Source organism: Chelatococcus sp. GCM10030263, assembly GCF_042666455.1.
Lineage (GTDB): Bacteria > Pseudomonadota > Alphaproteobacteria > Rhizobiales > Beijerinckiaceae > Chelatococcus.
Genome location: NZ_JBHTDB010000005.1, coordinates 682462 through 698130, shown reverse-complemented (window position 1 = coordinate 698130; position 15669 = coordinate 682462). Strand labels below are relative to the sequence as shown.

The 15669-nt window shown below is 64.7% G+C and carries 13 protein-coding genes and 1 pseudogene; 9 read left to right on the top strand and 5 right to left on the bottom strand.

The annotated features are described in order from the left end of the window. Positions 1-124: 124 nt before the first annotated feature. A complete protein-coding gene (locus tag ACFQU1_RS13470) occupies positions 125-1081 on the bottom strand; it encodes an AraC family transcriptional regulator (protein ID WP_378133305.1) in 957 nt (318 codons plus the stop codon). A gap of 74 nt (positions 1082-1155) precedes the next feature. Between ACFQU1_RS13470 and ACFQU1_RS13465 the strand changes: the two genes are divergently transcribed. Then, positions 1156-2358 carry an MFS transporter gene (locus ACFQU1_RS13465; RefSeq protein WP_378133302.1) on the top strand — a complete coding sequence of 401 codons (1203 nt, stop codon included), beginning with the start codon at positions 1156-1158 and terminating at the stop codon, positions 2356-2358. Between the two features lie 99 nt (positions 2359-2457). Here ACFQU1_RS13465 and ltnD read toward each other — a convergent pair whose 3' ends face one another. Next, a complete protein-coding gene (gene ltnD, locus ACFQU1_RS13460; protein WP_378133300.1) occupies positions 2458-3363 on the bottom strand; it encodes an L-threonate dehydrogenase in 906 nt (301 codons plus the stop codon). A gap of 155 nt (positions 3364-3518) precedes the next feature. Here ltnD and ACFQU1_RS13455 point away from each other — a divergent pair, with 155 nt between their 5' ends. From ACFQU1_RS13455 to ACFQU1_RS13435, 5 genes are all read left to right on the top strand, one after another. After that, positions 3519-3848, top strand: a complete 330-nt coding sequence (locus tag ACFQU1_RS13455) for a non-heme iron oxygenase ferredoxin subunit (RefSeq protein ID WP_378133298.1) — start codon at positions 3519-3521, stop codon at positions 3846-3848. A gap of 232 nt (positions 3849-4080) precedes the next feature. Continuing rightward, the gene (locus ACFQU1_RS13450; RefSeq protein WP_378133296.1) at positions 4081-4530 is read left to right on the top strand and encodes a DUF2231 domain-containing protein; all 450 of its coding nucleotides are present in this window, start codon (positions 4081-4083) and stop codon (positions 4528-4530) included. Beyond that, entirely contained in the window at positions 4530-5867 is a 1338-nt protein-coding gene (locus tag ACFQU1_RS13445) for a PQQ-dependent sugar dehydrogenase (RefSeq protein WP_378133294.1), read from the top strand. The genes ACFQU1_RS13450 and ACFQU1_RS13445 overlap by 1 nt, the downstream gene beginning before the upstream one ends. 400 nt (positions 5868-6267) lie before the next feature. Next, positions 6268-7245: a 5'-nucleotidase gene (locus ACFQU1_RS13440; protein ID WP_378133292.1), complete on the top strand. Its 978-nt coding sequence runs from the start codon at positions 6268-6270 to the stop codon at positions 7243-7245. A 1162-nt stretch (positions 7246-8407) separates the two neighbouring features. After that, positions 8408-8845, top strand: a complete 438-nt coding sequence (locus ACFQU1_RS13435; protein ID WP_378133290.1) for a hypothetical protein — start codon at positions 8408-8410, stop codon at positions 8843-8845. A gap of 138 nt (positions 8846-8983) precedes the next feature. On the opposite strand, the gene ACFQU1_RS13430 is transcribed toward ACFQU1_RS13435, so the two are convergent. Both ACFQU1_RS13430 and ACFQU1_RS13425 read right to left on the bottom strand, forming a co-directional pair. Beyond that, positions 8984-10384: a CoA transferase gene (locus ACFQU1_RS13430; RefSeq protein ID WP_378133288.1), complete on the bottom strand. Its 1401-nt coding sequence runs from the start codon at positions 10382-10384 to the stop codon at positions 8984-8986. Beyond that, complete coding sequence (locus tag ACFQU1_RS13425; RefSeq protein ID WP_378133286.1) at positions 10381-10671, bottom strand: muconolactone Delta-isomerase family protein; 291 nt, start codon at positions 10669-10671, stop codon at positions 10381-10383. Before ACFQU1_RS13425 ends, ACFQU1_RS13430 begins: the two co-directional genes overlap by 4 nt. 280 nt (positions 10672-10951) lie before the next feature. Here ACFQU1_RS13425 and ACFQU1_RS13420 point away from each other — a divergent pair, with 280 nt between their 5' ends. From ACFQU1_RS13420 to ACFQU1_RS13410, 3 genes are all read left to right on the top strand, one after another. Continuing rightward, entirely contained in the window at positions 10952-12721 is a 1770-nt protein-coding gene (locus tag ACFQU1_RS13420; RefSeq protein WP_378133284.1) for an N-acetylglutaminylglutamine amidotransferase, read from the top strand. Then, a complete protein-coding gene (locus tag ACFQU1_RS13415) occupies positions 12711-13919 on the top strand; it encodes a carboxylate-amine ligase (RefSeq protein WP_378133282.1) in 1209 nt (402 codons plus the stop codon). The genes ACFQU1_RS13420 and ACFQU1_RS13415 overlap by 11 nt, the downstream gene beginning before the upstream one ends. A gap of 126 nt (positions 13920-14045) precedes the next feature. Next, positions 14046-14852: a class II glutamine amidotransferase gene (locus ACFQU1_RS13410; protein WP_378133280.1), complete on the top strand. Its 807-nt coding sequence runs from the start codon at positions 14046-14048 to the stop codon at positions 14850-14852. Positions 14853-14882: 30 nt separating this feature from the next. Here the strand turns inward: ACFQU1_RS13410 and ACFQU1_RS13405 are convergent. Next, positions 14883-15545, bottom strand: a pseudogene (locus ACFQU1_RS13405) (UdgX family uracil-DNA binding protein); the annotation flags it as partial. Positions 15546-15669: the final 124 nt, after the last annotated feature.

Below are 15669 nucleotides of genomic sequence, written 5' to 3'. Positions count from 1 at the left end.
TAATACATCTTACTAATTACAACTTCACATATAATTATGAATAATAATTCTTTGCAAAAATGTCTATTTTATTATACGAGAACCATTGCTCGGATGGGGTTGACGGATGGGGCACACTCGCAATCTAGTTCAGGTCGCAGCGAAAACGGCTCGGAGCGGCGCCGAGCACGCGTTTGAAGGCGCGGCTGAAAGCCGCCTCGGATTCATAGCCCAGACGTTCGGCAACGGCAGATACGCGCATGCGATCCCGCTCGAGCCATAACCGCGCCTGATGCATGCGTATGCGCAGGACGTAACGCGCCGGCGTCTCTCCGACGACGTCTGCAAAACGCTTCGCAAAGCCCGAGCGTGATGCCCCCATGACTTTGGCCAGCGCTTCGACGCTCCAGTCGCGTTCCGGACTGAGATGTATGGCCGCGAGCACCCGTCCGACGTCGGGCTCGCGGACGGCGGCCAGCCAACCCGTCGCGTCGCTGCAGCCATGCTCCACCCAGCTGCGGATGAGGCTTGCGGCCAGCACGTCCGCAAGGCGCGCGAGGATGCCTGCGGCGCCGACGCGATCGAGCTCCGTCTCCCGGGCCATGGCTTCCATTAAATGGGGAATGGCGGGTTCGTGCTGCTCGAGTTCACAGGCCCGCATGACATCTGGCATCAGCTGCATGAGCGGATGCATGGCGCCGATGTTGAAATGCAGGGAGCCGCAGAACAGCACGCAGACATCCCCCGTACCGCCGCCATCGACGGCGAAGACATTCCCGCAGACGGGGGAGCTTCGGCATGTTGCGAGCGGAACCGGCGAGACCGTCGGCGCGCTGGCCAGCACATGCGCCGTCCCGCGCGGCAGAAGAACGGCGTCGCCAGCCTTGAGCTCGATCCAATCTCCTTCCTCGCAACGAAGCCATGCCCCCAAGCGCGATATGAAATGAAGGCGCGCGGCTTGCTGTCCCGGGAAGGCGAGCGCCCAAGGCTCCGCCATCCGAAAGCGGCTGTAGTCGATACCGTCGAGCCGCAATCCCCGCAGCATCTCGGTCAGCGGATCGCTCGGTCTAAAGGCAAGAGATTTGGACGAATGGTCAAGCATGGGCGATTTTGTAGCATGGAAACGCCAGTCGTTCAGCCCTAATGTCGCGCCCCGATCAAGTCCTGGGGTTTTGCATGTCCGAATGCACCGCGACACCTGCCGCTGTTGCCGCTACCGAAACAACCCAAACGGCCGCTTGGCCGGCCGTCGTCTCTCTGTCGCTCGGCGTTTTCGCGCTCGTCACGGCTGAGTTCCTTCCGGCGAGCCTCCTCACCCCGATGGCGCGCGATCTCGCCGTCAGCGATGGCCTTGCCGGCCAGGCGGTCACCGCGACGGCCGTGGTTGGCGCCGTCGCCGGCCCGGGGATCGTCGTCGGCACCTCGCGCTTTGACCGCCGTCTCATCCTGTGGGGCTTGACGGCGCTGCTCCTGGTGTCGAATGCGCTGGCGGCGGCTGCGCCGAATCTGCCTGTTATGCTCCTCGCGCGTATATTGCTCGGCATCAGCCTGGGTGGCTTCTGGGCAATGTCGGCGGCGCTCGCCATGCGGCTCGTGCCGCTCCCACTCATGCCGCGGGCCATGGCCATCGTGTTCACCGGCGTTTCGTTGGCGACCGTCTGCGCAGCGCCCGTTGGCGCCTGGATCGGCGACCGCTGGGGATGGCGCGCGGCCTTCGTGATCGCCGATGCGGTCGCCGTCGTCGCGCTGCTGGCGCAGCTCGCAACCGTTCCGCGGCTGCCGCCGACGGACAAGGCCACGCTCGGCACCTTCCTGCTGCTCCTGCGGCGCCCGCGCGTGAGGGCCGGCCTTATCATCGTGGTGCTCGTCGTTTCCGCGCATTTCGCTGCCTTCACCTATGTGCGTCCTTTCCTGGAACAGATACCGCACATGAGCGTCGACACGATTTCCGTGGTGTTGCTCGCCTTTGGCATCGGCGGCTTCTTCGGCAATCTGGCCGGCGGCATTCTCGCGGAGCGCAGCGAGCGCACGGCCGTGGCCTCGGCCTCGGGCCTGATCTCTGCAACCGCGCTGGTGCTTGTGCTGCTCGGCGTCTCGACGGGTATCTCCGGGACCGCGACAGCGCTCTGGGGCTTTGCCTTCGGCGCCCTGCCGGTCGGCGCTCAGACCTGGATCACCCGCGCCGCCCCGGATCACGCCGAGAGCGCCGGCGGGCTCCTCCTGACCGCCTTCCAGGTGGCGATCGCGTCGGGCGCGGTATTCGGCGGCCTTCTCGTCGAAGGCTTTGGTGCGCGCGGACCGATCGCCTATTGCGCGGTCGCAGCAGCACTGGCCTGTCTCGGCGCCCTCGCCCAGGCGCGACGCCCGGTCTTCGCCTGAAGCAGCAAATCCAATTGTGCCCGCGGCGGGTATTGGCGATGAGTCCTTGCGCCCGCCTAGGCAGGTGATGCGGCGACCGACGGGCCGCCGTGGCGGTCTCTAGACGTCGTCCGCCTCGCCCGGCAGTTGAATGCCGTTGAAGATCTTGACGACGGCGCTGTCGTCGAGATTGCCCCAGCCGGCGTTGCTCGCATTGGCGAACATCGTGTAGGCGATCGAGGCGAGCGGCAGCGGGAAGGCAAGCTTGTTGGCCGTCTCAGTGACGAGCCCGAGATCCTTGACGAAGATATCGACGGAGGAGCGGGCGGTGAAGTCGCCGTCGACGACATGCTTCATACGGTTCTCGAACATCCAGGAATTGCCGGCGGAATGGGTGACGACGTCATACATCACGTCGAGCGGAATGCCGGCGCGCGCGGCAAAGGCCATGGCCTCCGCTCCGGCGGCGATATGGACGCCGGCGAGCAGCTGGTGGACGATCTTGACCATGGCCCCCTGGCCGATGCCGCTGCCGACCCTGTAGACGTTTTCCGCCACGGCCGCCAGAACCGGCGAGAGCTTGTCGAACGTTGCCTCCGGCCCCGCCGCCATGACAGTGAGCCTGCCTTCGCCGGCCTTGACCGGACCGCCCGACACCGGCGCGTCGAGCATCGGCAGGCCGTATTCATCGAGCCGTCCGGCGAGATGCCGCGCGGCATCGGGCGAAATCGTCGAGGACATCATCACCGGCGTGCCTTTGGCGAGGAGCGGCGCGATCCCTGAGGCGCCGAACAGCGCTTCCTCAGCCTGTTTGGCATTGATCACGAGGACGATTACCGCATCGAGCTCGCCGGCGAAGGCGCGTCCGTCACCGGCCGCCTTGCCGCCGGCCGTTTCCAGCTCCGCGCAGGCCGAAGGCCGCAGATCGATGCCATAGGCCGTGAGCCCAGCGGCTATGCAAGCCTTCGCCGTTCCCATGCCCATGGAACCGAGACCGATGATGCAGACCCGGATGGCTTCTGCCATTGCACTCTCCTCAGCCTTCCTTGCGACCGCGTTATTCTCTCGCCAACTCTGTCTATAGGGCGGCAATTGTCGCCACAAGCGCGAGGCCGCCACCGGTTCCGCTTTGCCGCCAAAGCGGCTATGCAGAAGGCGAAAGTTCGGAGGGTGAAACGCTGATGACTGAGGACACCACGTGGATCCGCGTCGCCGCGCTGTCGGAGATCGGCGCGGGTGAGGTGCGCAGCGTCGAAGTCAACGGCCGCTCGCTTGCGCTCTACCGGCTGGAGGACGGCAGCGTCCATGCCACCGACAACGAGTGCACGCACGCGCTCGCCTATCTCTCCGAGGGCTGGCTCGAGGGCGACGTCATCGAATGCCCGCTGCATGGCGGCTGCTTCAATGTGCGCACCGGCAAGGGCCTGGGCGATCCCATCGAGGAGGATCTGCGCACCTATCCCGTGCAGATCGCGGGCGACGACATTCTCATCGCCTGGACGGAAAAATAACGTCCCGCGGCGCTCGACGGCGACACCGCCGTCGGCAGTGACCGTGCTCAGATGCGCCAATTGTCGCAGGCGGCCTGCGTTGCCCCGGCTGAAATCGCCAATATTCGCTGCTTCGTCAAAGGTTTCGTTCGTCCGCAGCAAAGTCGGCATCATCCCCCTTTGTGAGGAACCGCGACAGCTGAAGCGTGTTAGACCTGCATTGCGACGTTGCAGGCATGGGAAGGACGCTTCGATGGCCGATCTCAGACCCCGTTCCACGGCACGCATCGCAAGACACCCCATCCACCCGATGCTGGTGCCTTTCCCCATCGCCTGTTTCGCCGGCACGCTGCTGACGGATCTCGCCTATTGGCGAACCGCCGACCTGATGTGGGCGGATTTCTCCGCCTGGCTCGTGACGGTCGGCGTCATCATGGGATTACTGGCGGGGATCGCCGGGCTGATCGATTTCGCAAGCAACCGGGCGGTGCGCAGACAAGCGCCGGCCTGGCCGCACGCCATCGGCAATGCCATCGCGCTCGTTCTCGGCATCTTCAACATGTTCGTGCATTCGCGCGACGGCTGGACCTCCGTCGTGCCGACCGGCCTCATTCTCTCGGCGGTGACCGTTCTGATCCTCATCGTCACGGCCTGGCTCGGTGGATCGCTGGTCTATCGCCATGGCGTAGGAGTGGCCGACTGATGTCTCAGATCTTTGCAAAGCGGGCGGCTGCCGTCAGCGCGCTCGCCCTTCTCGTCGCGGCGCCGACGCTGGCGCTCTCCGCCGACGATTTCGACCTGTCGAGCCAGATCGGCCCGAACCCGGCGCTGCCCGAACCGCAGCAATATCTCTTCCCGCCCATGCGGCTCGCCAAGGTCGTCGGCTGGAAGGAGGGCGAGACGCCGACCGTCGCGCCCGGGCTGAAGATCGAGGCGCTCGCCACCGGGCTGCAGCATCCGCGCTCGCTCTATGTGCTGCCGAACGGCGATATCCTGGTCGTCGAGTCGATCTCGCCCGGCACGGAGCCGGTGAGACGGCCCAAGACCATCGTCACGGGCTGGATCGAGTCCATGGTCACCTCCAGCGGCGAGACCTCGGGCAGCAACCGCATCACCCTGCTGCGCGACGGCAACGGCGACGGCAAGCCGGAGACGCGCGAGGTCTTCCTCGATCATCTCAATTCGCCCTTCGGCGTGGCGCTCGTCGGCAACGACCTCTATGTCGCCAATACGGATGCGATCATGCGCTATCCGTACAACCCCGGCGACACCAAGATCACCGCGCCCGGCACCGAGCTCGTGCCGCTGCCCGGCCCGCCCATCGACCACCACTGGACCAAGAGCCTCGTGGCCAGCCCGGACGGCTCGCTCCTTTATGTGGGCGTCGGCTCCAACAGCAATGTCGCCGAGAACGGCATGGAGGCGGAGAAGAACCGCGCCGCCATCTGGGAGGTGGACCGCGCAAGCGGCCGCTGGCGGCTCTTCGCCACCGGCCTCCGCAACCCGAACGGCCTTTCCTTCGAGCCGCAGACCCATGCGCTCTGGGCCGTCGTCAACGAGCGCGACGAGCTCGGCCCCGATCTCGTCCCGGACTATATGACCTCCGTCAAGGACGGCGCTTTCTATGGCTGGCCCTACAGCTATTGGGGCCAGCATGTCGACCCGCGCGTCATGCCGCAACGGCCGGATCTCGTCGCCAAGGCCATCCCGCCGGATTATGGGCTGAGCTCGCATGTGGCGCCGCTCGGCATGACCTTCTACACGGCCGATGCCCTGCCGGCGAAATACCGGGGCGGGGCCTTCGTCGGCGAGCACGGCAGCTGGGACCGCATGCAGTTCAACGGCTACAAGGTCGTCTTCGTGCCCTTCCAGGACGGCAAGCCGAGCGGCAAGGCCGAGGATGTGGTCACCGGCTTCCTGAATGCGGACAACCAGGCGCGCGGCCGGCCCGTCGGCGTCGCCGTCGACAAGACCGGGGCGCTGCTCATCGCGGATGATGTGGGCAACACGGTCTGGCGCGTGACGGCCGCGGGGAAGTAGGGCGAAGCCTCGGATATCCCCCACTTTCCCCCAAGGACCCTTGACGTCCGCGCCGAGCCGGCGCAGGTATTGTCGTATTGCAAGCGGGGTGACTTGCAATCTGGGCGGCCGGTCGTGGGCTGCATGACGGAGTGATCCGGGGGAAAACTTGTCAAAGATAGTTTGATTTCAGTCCCGCTGCGGTCGGTTTGATCTCAGGTCGCTAGCAGCGTCCCTGATGAAGCGCCGTTATCCCCAGACTGGTCAAAGACGCCCTTGCATCCCGTGCTGGCTCTAATCGGCAGGTGGCCGGGGTATCGACGATCACTCCGCTAATGAGGAAAAGCTAACCGCGAAAAGCGAATGAGATCCGCATACGCGACGCCATAAGCGGATGATCACAATACCCCAAGAGCTTGTAATGAACGATTTGATATTGGTTCATCCACCAGTTGATCGGCCTGAAGAAACCGCACGCCTGCGATCCGCTCCCTTACGGATCGGCATATCGACGCGCGCTCTATTCGATCTGGAGGAAGAGCATGCCGTTTTTATGAATCAGGGCGTCCAAGCTTATGAAGCCCTGCAGCTCGAACGAGAAGATTCCCCAATCGCAAAAGGAGCGGGATTTGAGGTTGTCGATCGACTTCTAAGACTAAACGAAGCAAACGAGCAACCTTATGTTGAGGTAGTTTTACTTTCCCGGAATTCTCCCAATCTCTCTCTACGCGCTTTCGACTCCATCGAAAAATATAATCTCGCAATAAAGACCGGCAGCTTTACGAGTGGTCGACCGTTAGGACCGTTTATTCCGGCTTGGGAGGTCGACCTCTTCCTGTCGAATGAAGCTGTCGACGTTCAAGCAGCGATATCAGCGGGCGCGGCAGCCGCAAGACTTGGGGTTGCGCCCAAGGATCGCCAAGAGACTCGCGAAGACGAGGTTCGGATAGCCCTGGATGGCGATGCGGTTGTATTTAGCCCGGAGTCCGACGAAATCTATAAGGCCGATGGATTACAGGCCTTTTTAGAACATGAACGAAACAACGCAAAAAAGCCGATGGCAGGCGGCCCGTTCGGAAATTTTCTAAAGAAACTTTCTTTACTTCGTCGAATATATATGAATGGCGATGGAGTGAGTAAAGTGCGCATAGCCATTGTTACTGCTCGCAACGCGCCGGCCCATGCGAGGGTAATTCACACGTTGAGGGCTTGGGGAACTCCCGCTGATGAAGCGCACTTCGTCGGAGTTCGCGAAAAGGCTCCTATTTTGAAAGCATTCGGTGCACACATCTTTTTCGACGACCAAGAGAAGCACTTTCTCGGCGCATCTGAAGTCGTTCCGGCAGGACATGTTCCCGGCCCCCACGATCCTAGCGAACCCATTATCCCGGCCGGGTAAGCTCATCAGTCCGTATCCGTCAGCACGCCGCTCGGGCGGCGTTCAGCTGCACCAGTGAGGCCGCTGCCTACGCTGTAGTCAGCTCGCCGAACGCGCGAGACATTTGATGTAAACCCCTACCCGGAGTTGGTGGCAGTTACAGACGGCTCAGACGCGCGCTCCGACATCGATGCTACTGCTAAAGGTCCAGTACTTATGCTCCGATATCGATAACCGGTTTATTTCGGCGACCTCACTTCCAGAAAGGGCCCGCTCGCCTCCTCCTAAGGCCAAGAGAACTGTCGGCGAAACGGGCAACAAGCAGGTTTTCTCGTATCGGTCCGGCATAAGGAACTCTCCTTCACCGGCTCGCCAGATCCCCCAACTCCTTCCTGCCAACTTCCCGCGAAGCCTTGCAATCCGTCTTTGCATCAAGGGCCAAGCTTGCATACGGCCGGGAATAGTCCCGTCCGGACTGCTCACCACGAAGCCGGCCTTTTCCAATTTGTCACGGTCGCAAGAGCTCCATCCGCTGACATTACCCCCGTCGGGAGCGGCAAGGCCCAAAGCCGGCAGGTCAACATCGGTGAGCGGAGCGTCAGCGAGTCGGGAGCGAACCATCCATAACGCGAACATAGCAGAGACTTGTTCGCTCTCAGCCGTTCCGAGAATTTTGAGATCGCCTGCACAGATCGCGTCCGCGATAGCTTGGTACCGATCCTCTATTTCCTTATGCTTTCTCTCGCTTCGCTCCTCCCACGCCCGCTTTGCGCAAAAAATCGCGTTATCGGGCCTAGCCATAAAAGGATCCTTTCCATTTCTACTTACAAAGACAAATCCTTTATTGTTGCAAAATCGGCCAATGCTTTTAGTCGGGATTATGTGCTGATTCTTTGTTAGCTGGACTTTCTTTTTCATGTCGGCTGATGAATCTCGTCAGACAGACTAGAAGACCACCCCGCTGCCGCCGCCCCGAGCGGCCCGGCGGGCCGGGCCCAGGAGAGCGGTGCGCCGGCGAGGGTGACGGGCGGCTTCATGCGCGGGATCGACAAGGCGCCGCCAGCTACGGACCCCTCCTCCATTAGTACACGATTCGCCACGCGCTTCGCTCTCATATCCGCGATACTCAAAAGCCGATTGGGGCTGTCGGCAGTACCGGCAACCGATCAGCCATGGAGCGTCGATGCGTGTGTTGAAGTCGATCTCCAGTGAGCATTTCGCGGAGCTGCGAAAGATGCTGTCTGCTGAGCGGTCTCGGTGGAGGGCCGTTCTCTATCGCGCGAAAGCGACACGTGTCGCCTCTCAGCTGGAGGACGAGCATCTTGCGGAACTTCTTGACCTCGATCTGTGGGGTTGCGGTCCGCAACTGCTGCTGACCAAAGGTACCCCTTCCGAACCGGTCGACTTTGAGGCTTATCTGAAGACGAATGACACCGATATGTTCCTGTTCCGGTACAATGACGACGGCATGGTGATCGTCGTCAATCCGGACCAGCACATAGCCGCGAGATTTCCGCTCGAGGACGCAAGCTGGTATTTCCAGGACAAGCCGGGGTTATTCACTCGGCTCGCGGGCATCAGGTCCGCGCTGCTCCGCCTCTTCCGTCGTCGCCGCGCGTGACCCACGAACGGGGCGCCCAGCGCCTCACCGATCGGGATCCCCGGCACAAAGGCCGGGGATGACGCGCCAGTGGTCCTGTCGGTCCAACCCGGTCTTGCGTGCTCTGCCGAGCTCTATGGATCGGCTAATCTCTGCCCCTCACCACCCCGCCTCTGCCGCCCCGAGCGGCCCCGCCGGCCGGTCCCAGGCAAGCGATGCGCCGGCGATGGCGACCGGCGGCTTCATGCGCCGGGCCGGGCCCCAGGCGGTGTGCTCGACGGCTTCCACATAATCCTCCGGCGTCGGCGGCGCGACGGTGGCGCCGGCCAAGTCTCCAGCAAAGTCGGCCGGATGGTTCACGAGAAGCGCCGCGACGCGCGCCAGCGAGGAGCGCGTCAGCGAGCCGCGGCCGGTCGCGAGCCGGGCGGTGACGCCGCGTAGCACCGCCGCCGCCATCATATAGCCCAGCGCATGGTCGAGCGCCTGCACCGGCAGCGGCGTCGGACGATCGCGCCCGAGGCGTCGCATGCCGGCCTCCGCGATGCCGGTGCTCATCTGCACGAGGCTGTCGAAGCCGCGGCGCTGCGCCCAGGGGCCCGTCCAGCCATAGGCGTCGAGCGCCACATCGACGAGCCCGGGGCGGATGCGGTGGCGCGCCTCGGCATCGAGCCCGAGGCGTGCCAGCGCATCGGAGCGATAGCCGTGCACCAAAATATCGGCCTCGGCCAGCAGCCGCTCGACGGTGGCGCGGCCGGCGGGCGCGCGCAGGTCGAGCCGCGCGCAGCGCTTGCCGAGCGTCACCTCCGGCACCACCGAGGGCTCGTCCCACCACGGCGGGTCGATGCGCAGCACATCGGCGCCGAGCCCGGCAAGAAAGCGTGTGGCGACGGGGCCGGCGAGCACGCGCGTGAGATCCAGCACCTTGAGGCCGGCGAGCGGGCGCTCGCGCGGCACCGGCCAGCGGGCCGGGGCCCCCTCCCCGGTTGCAGCCCTATGAAACAGCGGCTCGGCCGCGACCGCCCGCCCTTGCGGATGCGCCGCCCAATCGGCAGCCGCGCGCATCACCGCCGCGCAGCCGCCGCCCGCGACGACGGCGGCCTCGAGCTCTTCCGCCGACCAGGTCGCGACGGCGGCGGCGACCTTCTCCTTCTCGGGCGGGGTGCCGAGCACGGCAAGCGCCGCCTCGCGATGGTGCGGGGCATTGGTGTGCAGGCGGATCCAGCCGTCGCGGGCGGGATAGTCGCCGGCGATCGGATCCCACGGCGGCGGCACGCTCCAGCCCTCGGGCCTCAGCGTCCAGGCGAACCAGTGGGAGGCGAGCCGCCGGTCGACGGTGACGGCGGGCACCGCGCCATGGCGGGCGGCGATGAGCTCCGCCGCCGCGAGCCCGACCGCGGCGATGGCGGCCGAGGCGAGATCCGTGACGGCGAAGACCGACGGCAGGTCGCCCTGCCCGGCGACCTCGACCTTTGCGAGAAGCGCCGGGTCGCCGCCGAGCCCGCCCCAGATCTCGGCGAGCATCGCCTTGGCCGGGCTCTCGGCCTCCTCTGCCCGGCTCATGCGCGCGGCCCGAAGCCGCGATAGGGCCTGAGCGGCACGACTGAGACCGCCTCCTGCATGCCGGCGGCAAAGAGCGGCAGCCTCTCGAGCGCGGCGCGGATCTCCGCGTCGGAGGTGCCTTCCATGAGCATGCAGGCGCCGCCGATGTCGCCGCGATGCCAGATCTGGCGGACGATGCCCTCGCTGTAGAGCCGGCGCGCGGCCTCCGCCTCGGCTTCGAGCCGCTCCGGCGTGTAGTCGCTGTCGGCGAAGGCCTCGGTTCGCCGCGTCAGCACCATATATTGCATGCCGCTCTCCTCCTGCCGCCGCTTTGCCGAACACCACTTCCGCCGGACGCCATGCGATGGCTGACGCCTCAAGAGTTGCGGCGCGCCGCGGCCGCTGTCAACGCGGGCGATGGGCGGCCTTGCCCGGCCTTGCCCGGCAGTCAAGCTCGCGCCCTATGTGCACGGTTTTCAAGGGAAATTGCGTATTCTCAACGGCTCCGCCGAGGAACATGTCGGCCGCTCAGACGTTTACAGCTTTGTCGAGGCTTGGGCGCCAACAACAACAAGGATATCGTCGATAATGTGTGGAGTGTGTGGAGAGCTGAACTTCAAAGGTCCTGCCGATCTTCAGGCTGTCCACACAATGGCGGGCAAGCTTTACAGCCGCGGACCGGATGCCGGCGGCTTCTTTCAGCAGGACCATGTGGCTTTCGGCCATCGCCGGCTCAGCATTCTCGACCTCGCAGCGACCTCCCAGCAGCCCATGGTCGACCCCGAGCTCGGGCTCGCGATCGTCTTCAACGGCTGCATCTATAATTTCCGCCGCCTGCGCGAGGAGCTCACGGCGAAGGGCTACCGCTTCTTCTCGACCGGCGACACCGAGGTCATCCTCAAGGCCTATCACGCCTGGGGCCCGGCTTGCGTGGAGCGGTTCTACGGCATGTTCGCCTTCGCCCTCTGGGAGCGCGACAGCGGCCGCGTCGTGCTGGCGCGCGACCGGCTCGGCATCAAGCCGCTCTATTATGCGGAGGCGGGCGGGCGGCTGCGCTTTGCCTCGAGCCTCCCGGCGCTTCTCGAGGCCGGCGACGTGGATACCACCATCGACCGCGCTGCGCTGCACCATTACATGAGTTTCCACGCGGTGGTGCCCGCGCCGATGACGATCATCAAGGGCGTGCGCAAGCTGGCGCCGGCGACGATCATGACCATCGAGCCGGACGGCACGCGCCGCGAAAGCGTCTATTGGAAGCTCCATGTGGAGCCCCGCGCCGAGGACCGCGGCCTGACGGAGGCGGACTGGCGCGAGATGGTGCTCGATGCGCTCACCGCCGCGGTGGAGCGGCGGCGCGTCGCCGACGTGCCGACCGGCGTGCTGCTCTCGGGCGGGCTCGACAGCTCGCTCGTCGTCGCGCTGCTCGCGCGCCAGGGCCAGACGGACATCAAGACGTTTTCGGTCGGCTTCGATGCGGTCAACGGCATCGAGGGCGACGAGTTCAAATATTCGGACCTGATCGCCCGCGACTTCGCCACCGACCACACCCGCATCCGGGTCGATGCGTCGCGCACGCTCGAGGCGCTGCCGCATGCGGTCGCCGCCATGGCCGAGCCGATGATGAGCCATGACGCGGTCGGCTTCTATCTCCTGTCGGAGGAAGTTTCCAAACATGTCAAGGTCGTCCAGAGCGGCCAGGGCGCGGACGAGATCTTCGGCGGCTACCACTGGTACCCGAAGCTCCTGCAGTCGAATGATCCGGTGGGCGATTATGCGCGGGTCTATTTCGACAGGGATCACGCGGAGATGCGGTCGACGCTCGCGCCGCAATGGGTGAACGGCGACTACAGCCGCGCCTTCGTGGAGGACTTCTTCGCCGGGGCGGGCAAGGCGAGCGCCATCGACAAGACACTGCAGCTCGACACCGAGATCATGCTCGTCGACGATCCGGTCAAGCGCGTCGACAACATGACCATGGCCTTCGGGCTCGAGGCGCGCGTGCCCTTCCTCGACCATGAGCTGGTCGAGCTCGCCGTGCGCATTCCCGCCGAGCTCAAGGTGCGCGACGGGGGCAAATATATCCTGAAGGAGGCGGGCCGCCAGGTGCTGCCGGCCGAGGTCATCGACCGGCCGAAGGGCTATTTTCCCGTTCCCGCGCTCAAACATATCCGCGGGCCCTATCTCGATTTCGTGCGCGACATCCTGAACCAGCCGGCGGCACGCGAGCGCGAGCTGTTCAATCGCGGCTATGTCGACCACCTGCTGGACGACCCGGACGGGACGCTCACACCCAAAGGTCACTCGAAACTGTGGCAGGTTTCCCTGCTCGAATTCTGGCTGCAGACCCATGGAATATGACCCCGCGGCGCGAAGCCACCTTCTTGACTTCCAGCGCTTCGTAAAGGGCCTCTATGCAGGCTCTGGCAGCTTCAAGAGGCCTGACGCCCAAGCCTTCGGATTCGGCATCGAGGAGGAATATTTCCTCGCCGATGCCCGCACCAAGCGGGCGGCCTTCGAGACGCCGGATCACCTCTTCACCCATGCCAATGTGGCGACCGAGGGCCGGATCGCGCGCGAGTTCCTGCAGAACCAGGTGGAGGTCGCGACGCCGCCCTATGCCACCATGGCCGAGGCGCGCGCCGAGCTGAGCTACATCCGCAGCGTGCTGGCGACCATGGCGGCCGAGCATGGCCTCGCCATCCTTGCCTGCGGCACGCATCCGACCGCACGCTGGCGCCATGCCGTTCAGAGCGAGAAGGAACGCTACGACGAGGTCATGAACGACCTGCAGATGATCGGCCAGCGCAACATGCTCTGCGGCATGCATGTGCATGTGGAGGTTCCCGATCCCGACCGTCGCGTCGATATCATGAGCCGGATAATGCCCTATCTGCCGCTCATGCTCGCCTTGTCGACCTCTTCGCCCTTCTGGCAATCGCACCACACCGGCCTCAAGGGCTATCGCCTCGCGGCCTATGACGAGCTGCCGCGCACCGGCCTGCCGGAGCTGTTCCGCACGGCCCAGGAGTTCGACGCCTATGTGGCGGCGCTCGTTCGCTCCGGGGTGATGGAGGATTCGAGCTATCTCTGGTGGATGATCCGGCCTTCCGTCAAATATCCAACGCTCGAATTGCGCGCGCCGGATTGCTGCACGCGCCTCGACGACGCGGTTGCCATCGCCGCGCTCTATCGCGCGCTGGTGCGCCATCTCTATTTCCATCGGGAGCGCAATGGCGATCTCGACGTGGTCGACCGTGCGATTGCCGTCGAGAACAAATGGCGCGCGCAACGCTACGGCGTCGGCGGAACCTTCGTCTCGCGGGACGGCGCGGTGACGGTCGGCGATCTGCTCGATGAGGTGATCGCCATGACCACCGAGGATGTCGAAATCCTGGGCTGCAGCAGCGAAATCGCCCATTGCCGGACGATCGCCGCCGAGGGCACCTCGGCCGATGCGCAGATCGCCGTTTTCGAGAGCAACGTCCCCAAGCAGGGGGTGGAAGCTGCGCTGACGGCGGTCGCCGAATGGATCGCCGACAATACGCTCAAGTTCTAGAATATCCTGCTACCCGCAGATGATGCCCGAAAACCACCACGATCTACGCGGAGGAAGGTGCCTCGCACGATTCTTGCTCCATGAGCATCTCCCAGGACCCGATGCTCATGCCGGAGGAGGCTTCCCATGTGCCGATGGATCGCATACCGAGGACAGACGATCGCCCTCGAACATTACGTGACCGAACCGGCACATTCGCTCATCTCGCAGAGCATCCACGCGCTGGAATCGACCGCCGCGCTCAACGGTGACGGCTTCGGCCTCGGCTGGTACGGCCAGCATCCGGAGCCCGGCCTCTATCGCGAGGTTCGCCCCGCCTGGTCCGACGAGAACCTGCGCTACCTCTGCCGGCATCTACGCTCGCATCTGTTCTTCGCGCATGTGCGCGCCGCCACGGGAACGGCGATCACGCGCCCCAACTGCCATCCCTTTGCCTGCGGCCGCTGGCTGTTCATGCACAACGGCTTCATCGGCAGCTGGAACCGCCTGCGGCGCAAGGTCGAGGCCCTGATCCCGGACGAGCTCTATCCGTCACGCGTCGGCACCACCGATTCCGAGGCCGTATTTCTCGCCATTCTCGGAGCAGGTTTGATCGGCTCAGTCGTGCAGGCTGATCCCGTTGCCGCCACGGCGCGCGTGATCGCCGAACTGGTCAGGCTGGTCAATGAGGAAGGCTATGGCGAACCGCTGCGCTTCACCGCCGCTCTCTCGAACGGGCAGGATCTTTATGCCTTCCGCTTTGCCGTCAATGATGCAGCCAACAGCCTCTACTACAGGTCCGAGCGCAAGGGGGTGGTGGTGGTGTCGGAACCCCTCGACAGCGACCGATCGCATTGGACGGCGGTGCCGAACGACAGCGTCGTCATCGCGCGAGCCGGCGAGCCCGTCGAGGTCGTGCCTTTCCTGTCGCGGAGACAGGACGCCGCCGAATAGCGCCGTTTCACCCTCCAGAGCCGGTAGCGGTCAGGCAGCGGCGCTGTAGCGGGCGAGCTCGCGGATTTGGACGAGATCGGCAACGAAGGCGGCATAGGCCTCGTGGCGCGCCTCTTCCTCCGGGATGCGCAACAGCGAAGATGGATGGACGGTGATAAAGCCCGGCCGGTTCTCGAAGGAGGCCGGCCCCCGGTTGCGCCCGATCGGCAGTGCCTTGCCGGCAAGCGCCAGCACAGCGGTTGCGCCGAGAGCGACGGTGAGCCTCGGGTGGACGAAGTCGAGTTCCTTCATCAGCCACCAGCGATAATGTCTCACCTCGCCCGTGGTCGGCTTCTGGTGGATGCGCCGCTTGCCACGCTGCAGGAATTTGAAGTGCTTGACGGCATTGGTGACATAGACCTTGTCGCGGTCGATGCCGGCTTCCGCCATGGCGCGGTTGAGAAGGAGACCGGCCGGGCCGACGAAGGGCTTGCCCTGCAGGTCCTCCTGGTCCCCCGGCTGCTCGCCAACGAAAGCGATGGCCGCGCCTTCCGGCCCCTCGCCGAGAACGGCTCGCCCGCCGGTGGCGACGAGCGGGGGCGCGGCGGCGATCAAGCGGTTGAGCTCTGCGAGGCTTTGAGGCTCCTCGGCGGTGGTGCGTGCGAGAGCCTCCGGATCCTGCGGCATCGATTGAGGCATGGCCATTCTCCTTTCCCTTCCTAACGCACGGAACGGCGGTTGGATCGGCTGGGAGAGATGGCTGGGTGGCTCGAAGCGGCGGCTCCACGGGAAACAAAAAGGGCCGGCGCGACGGCCGGCCCTCGTCGTTGCCAAAGAT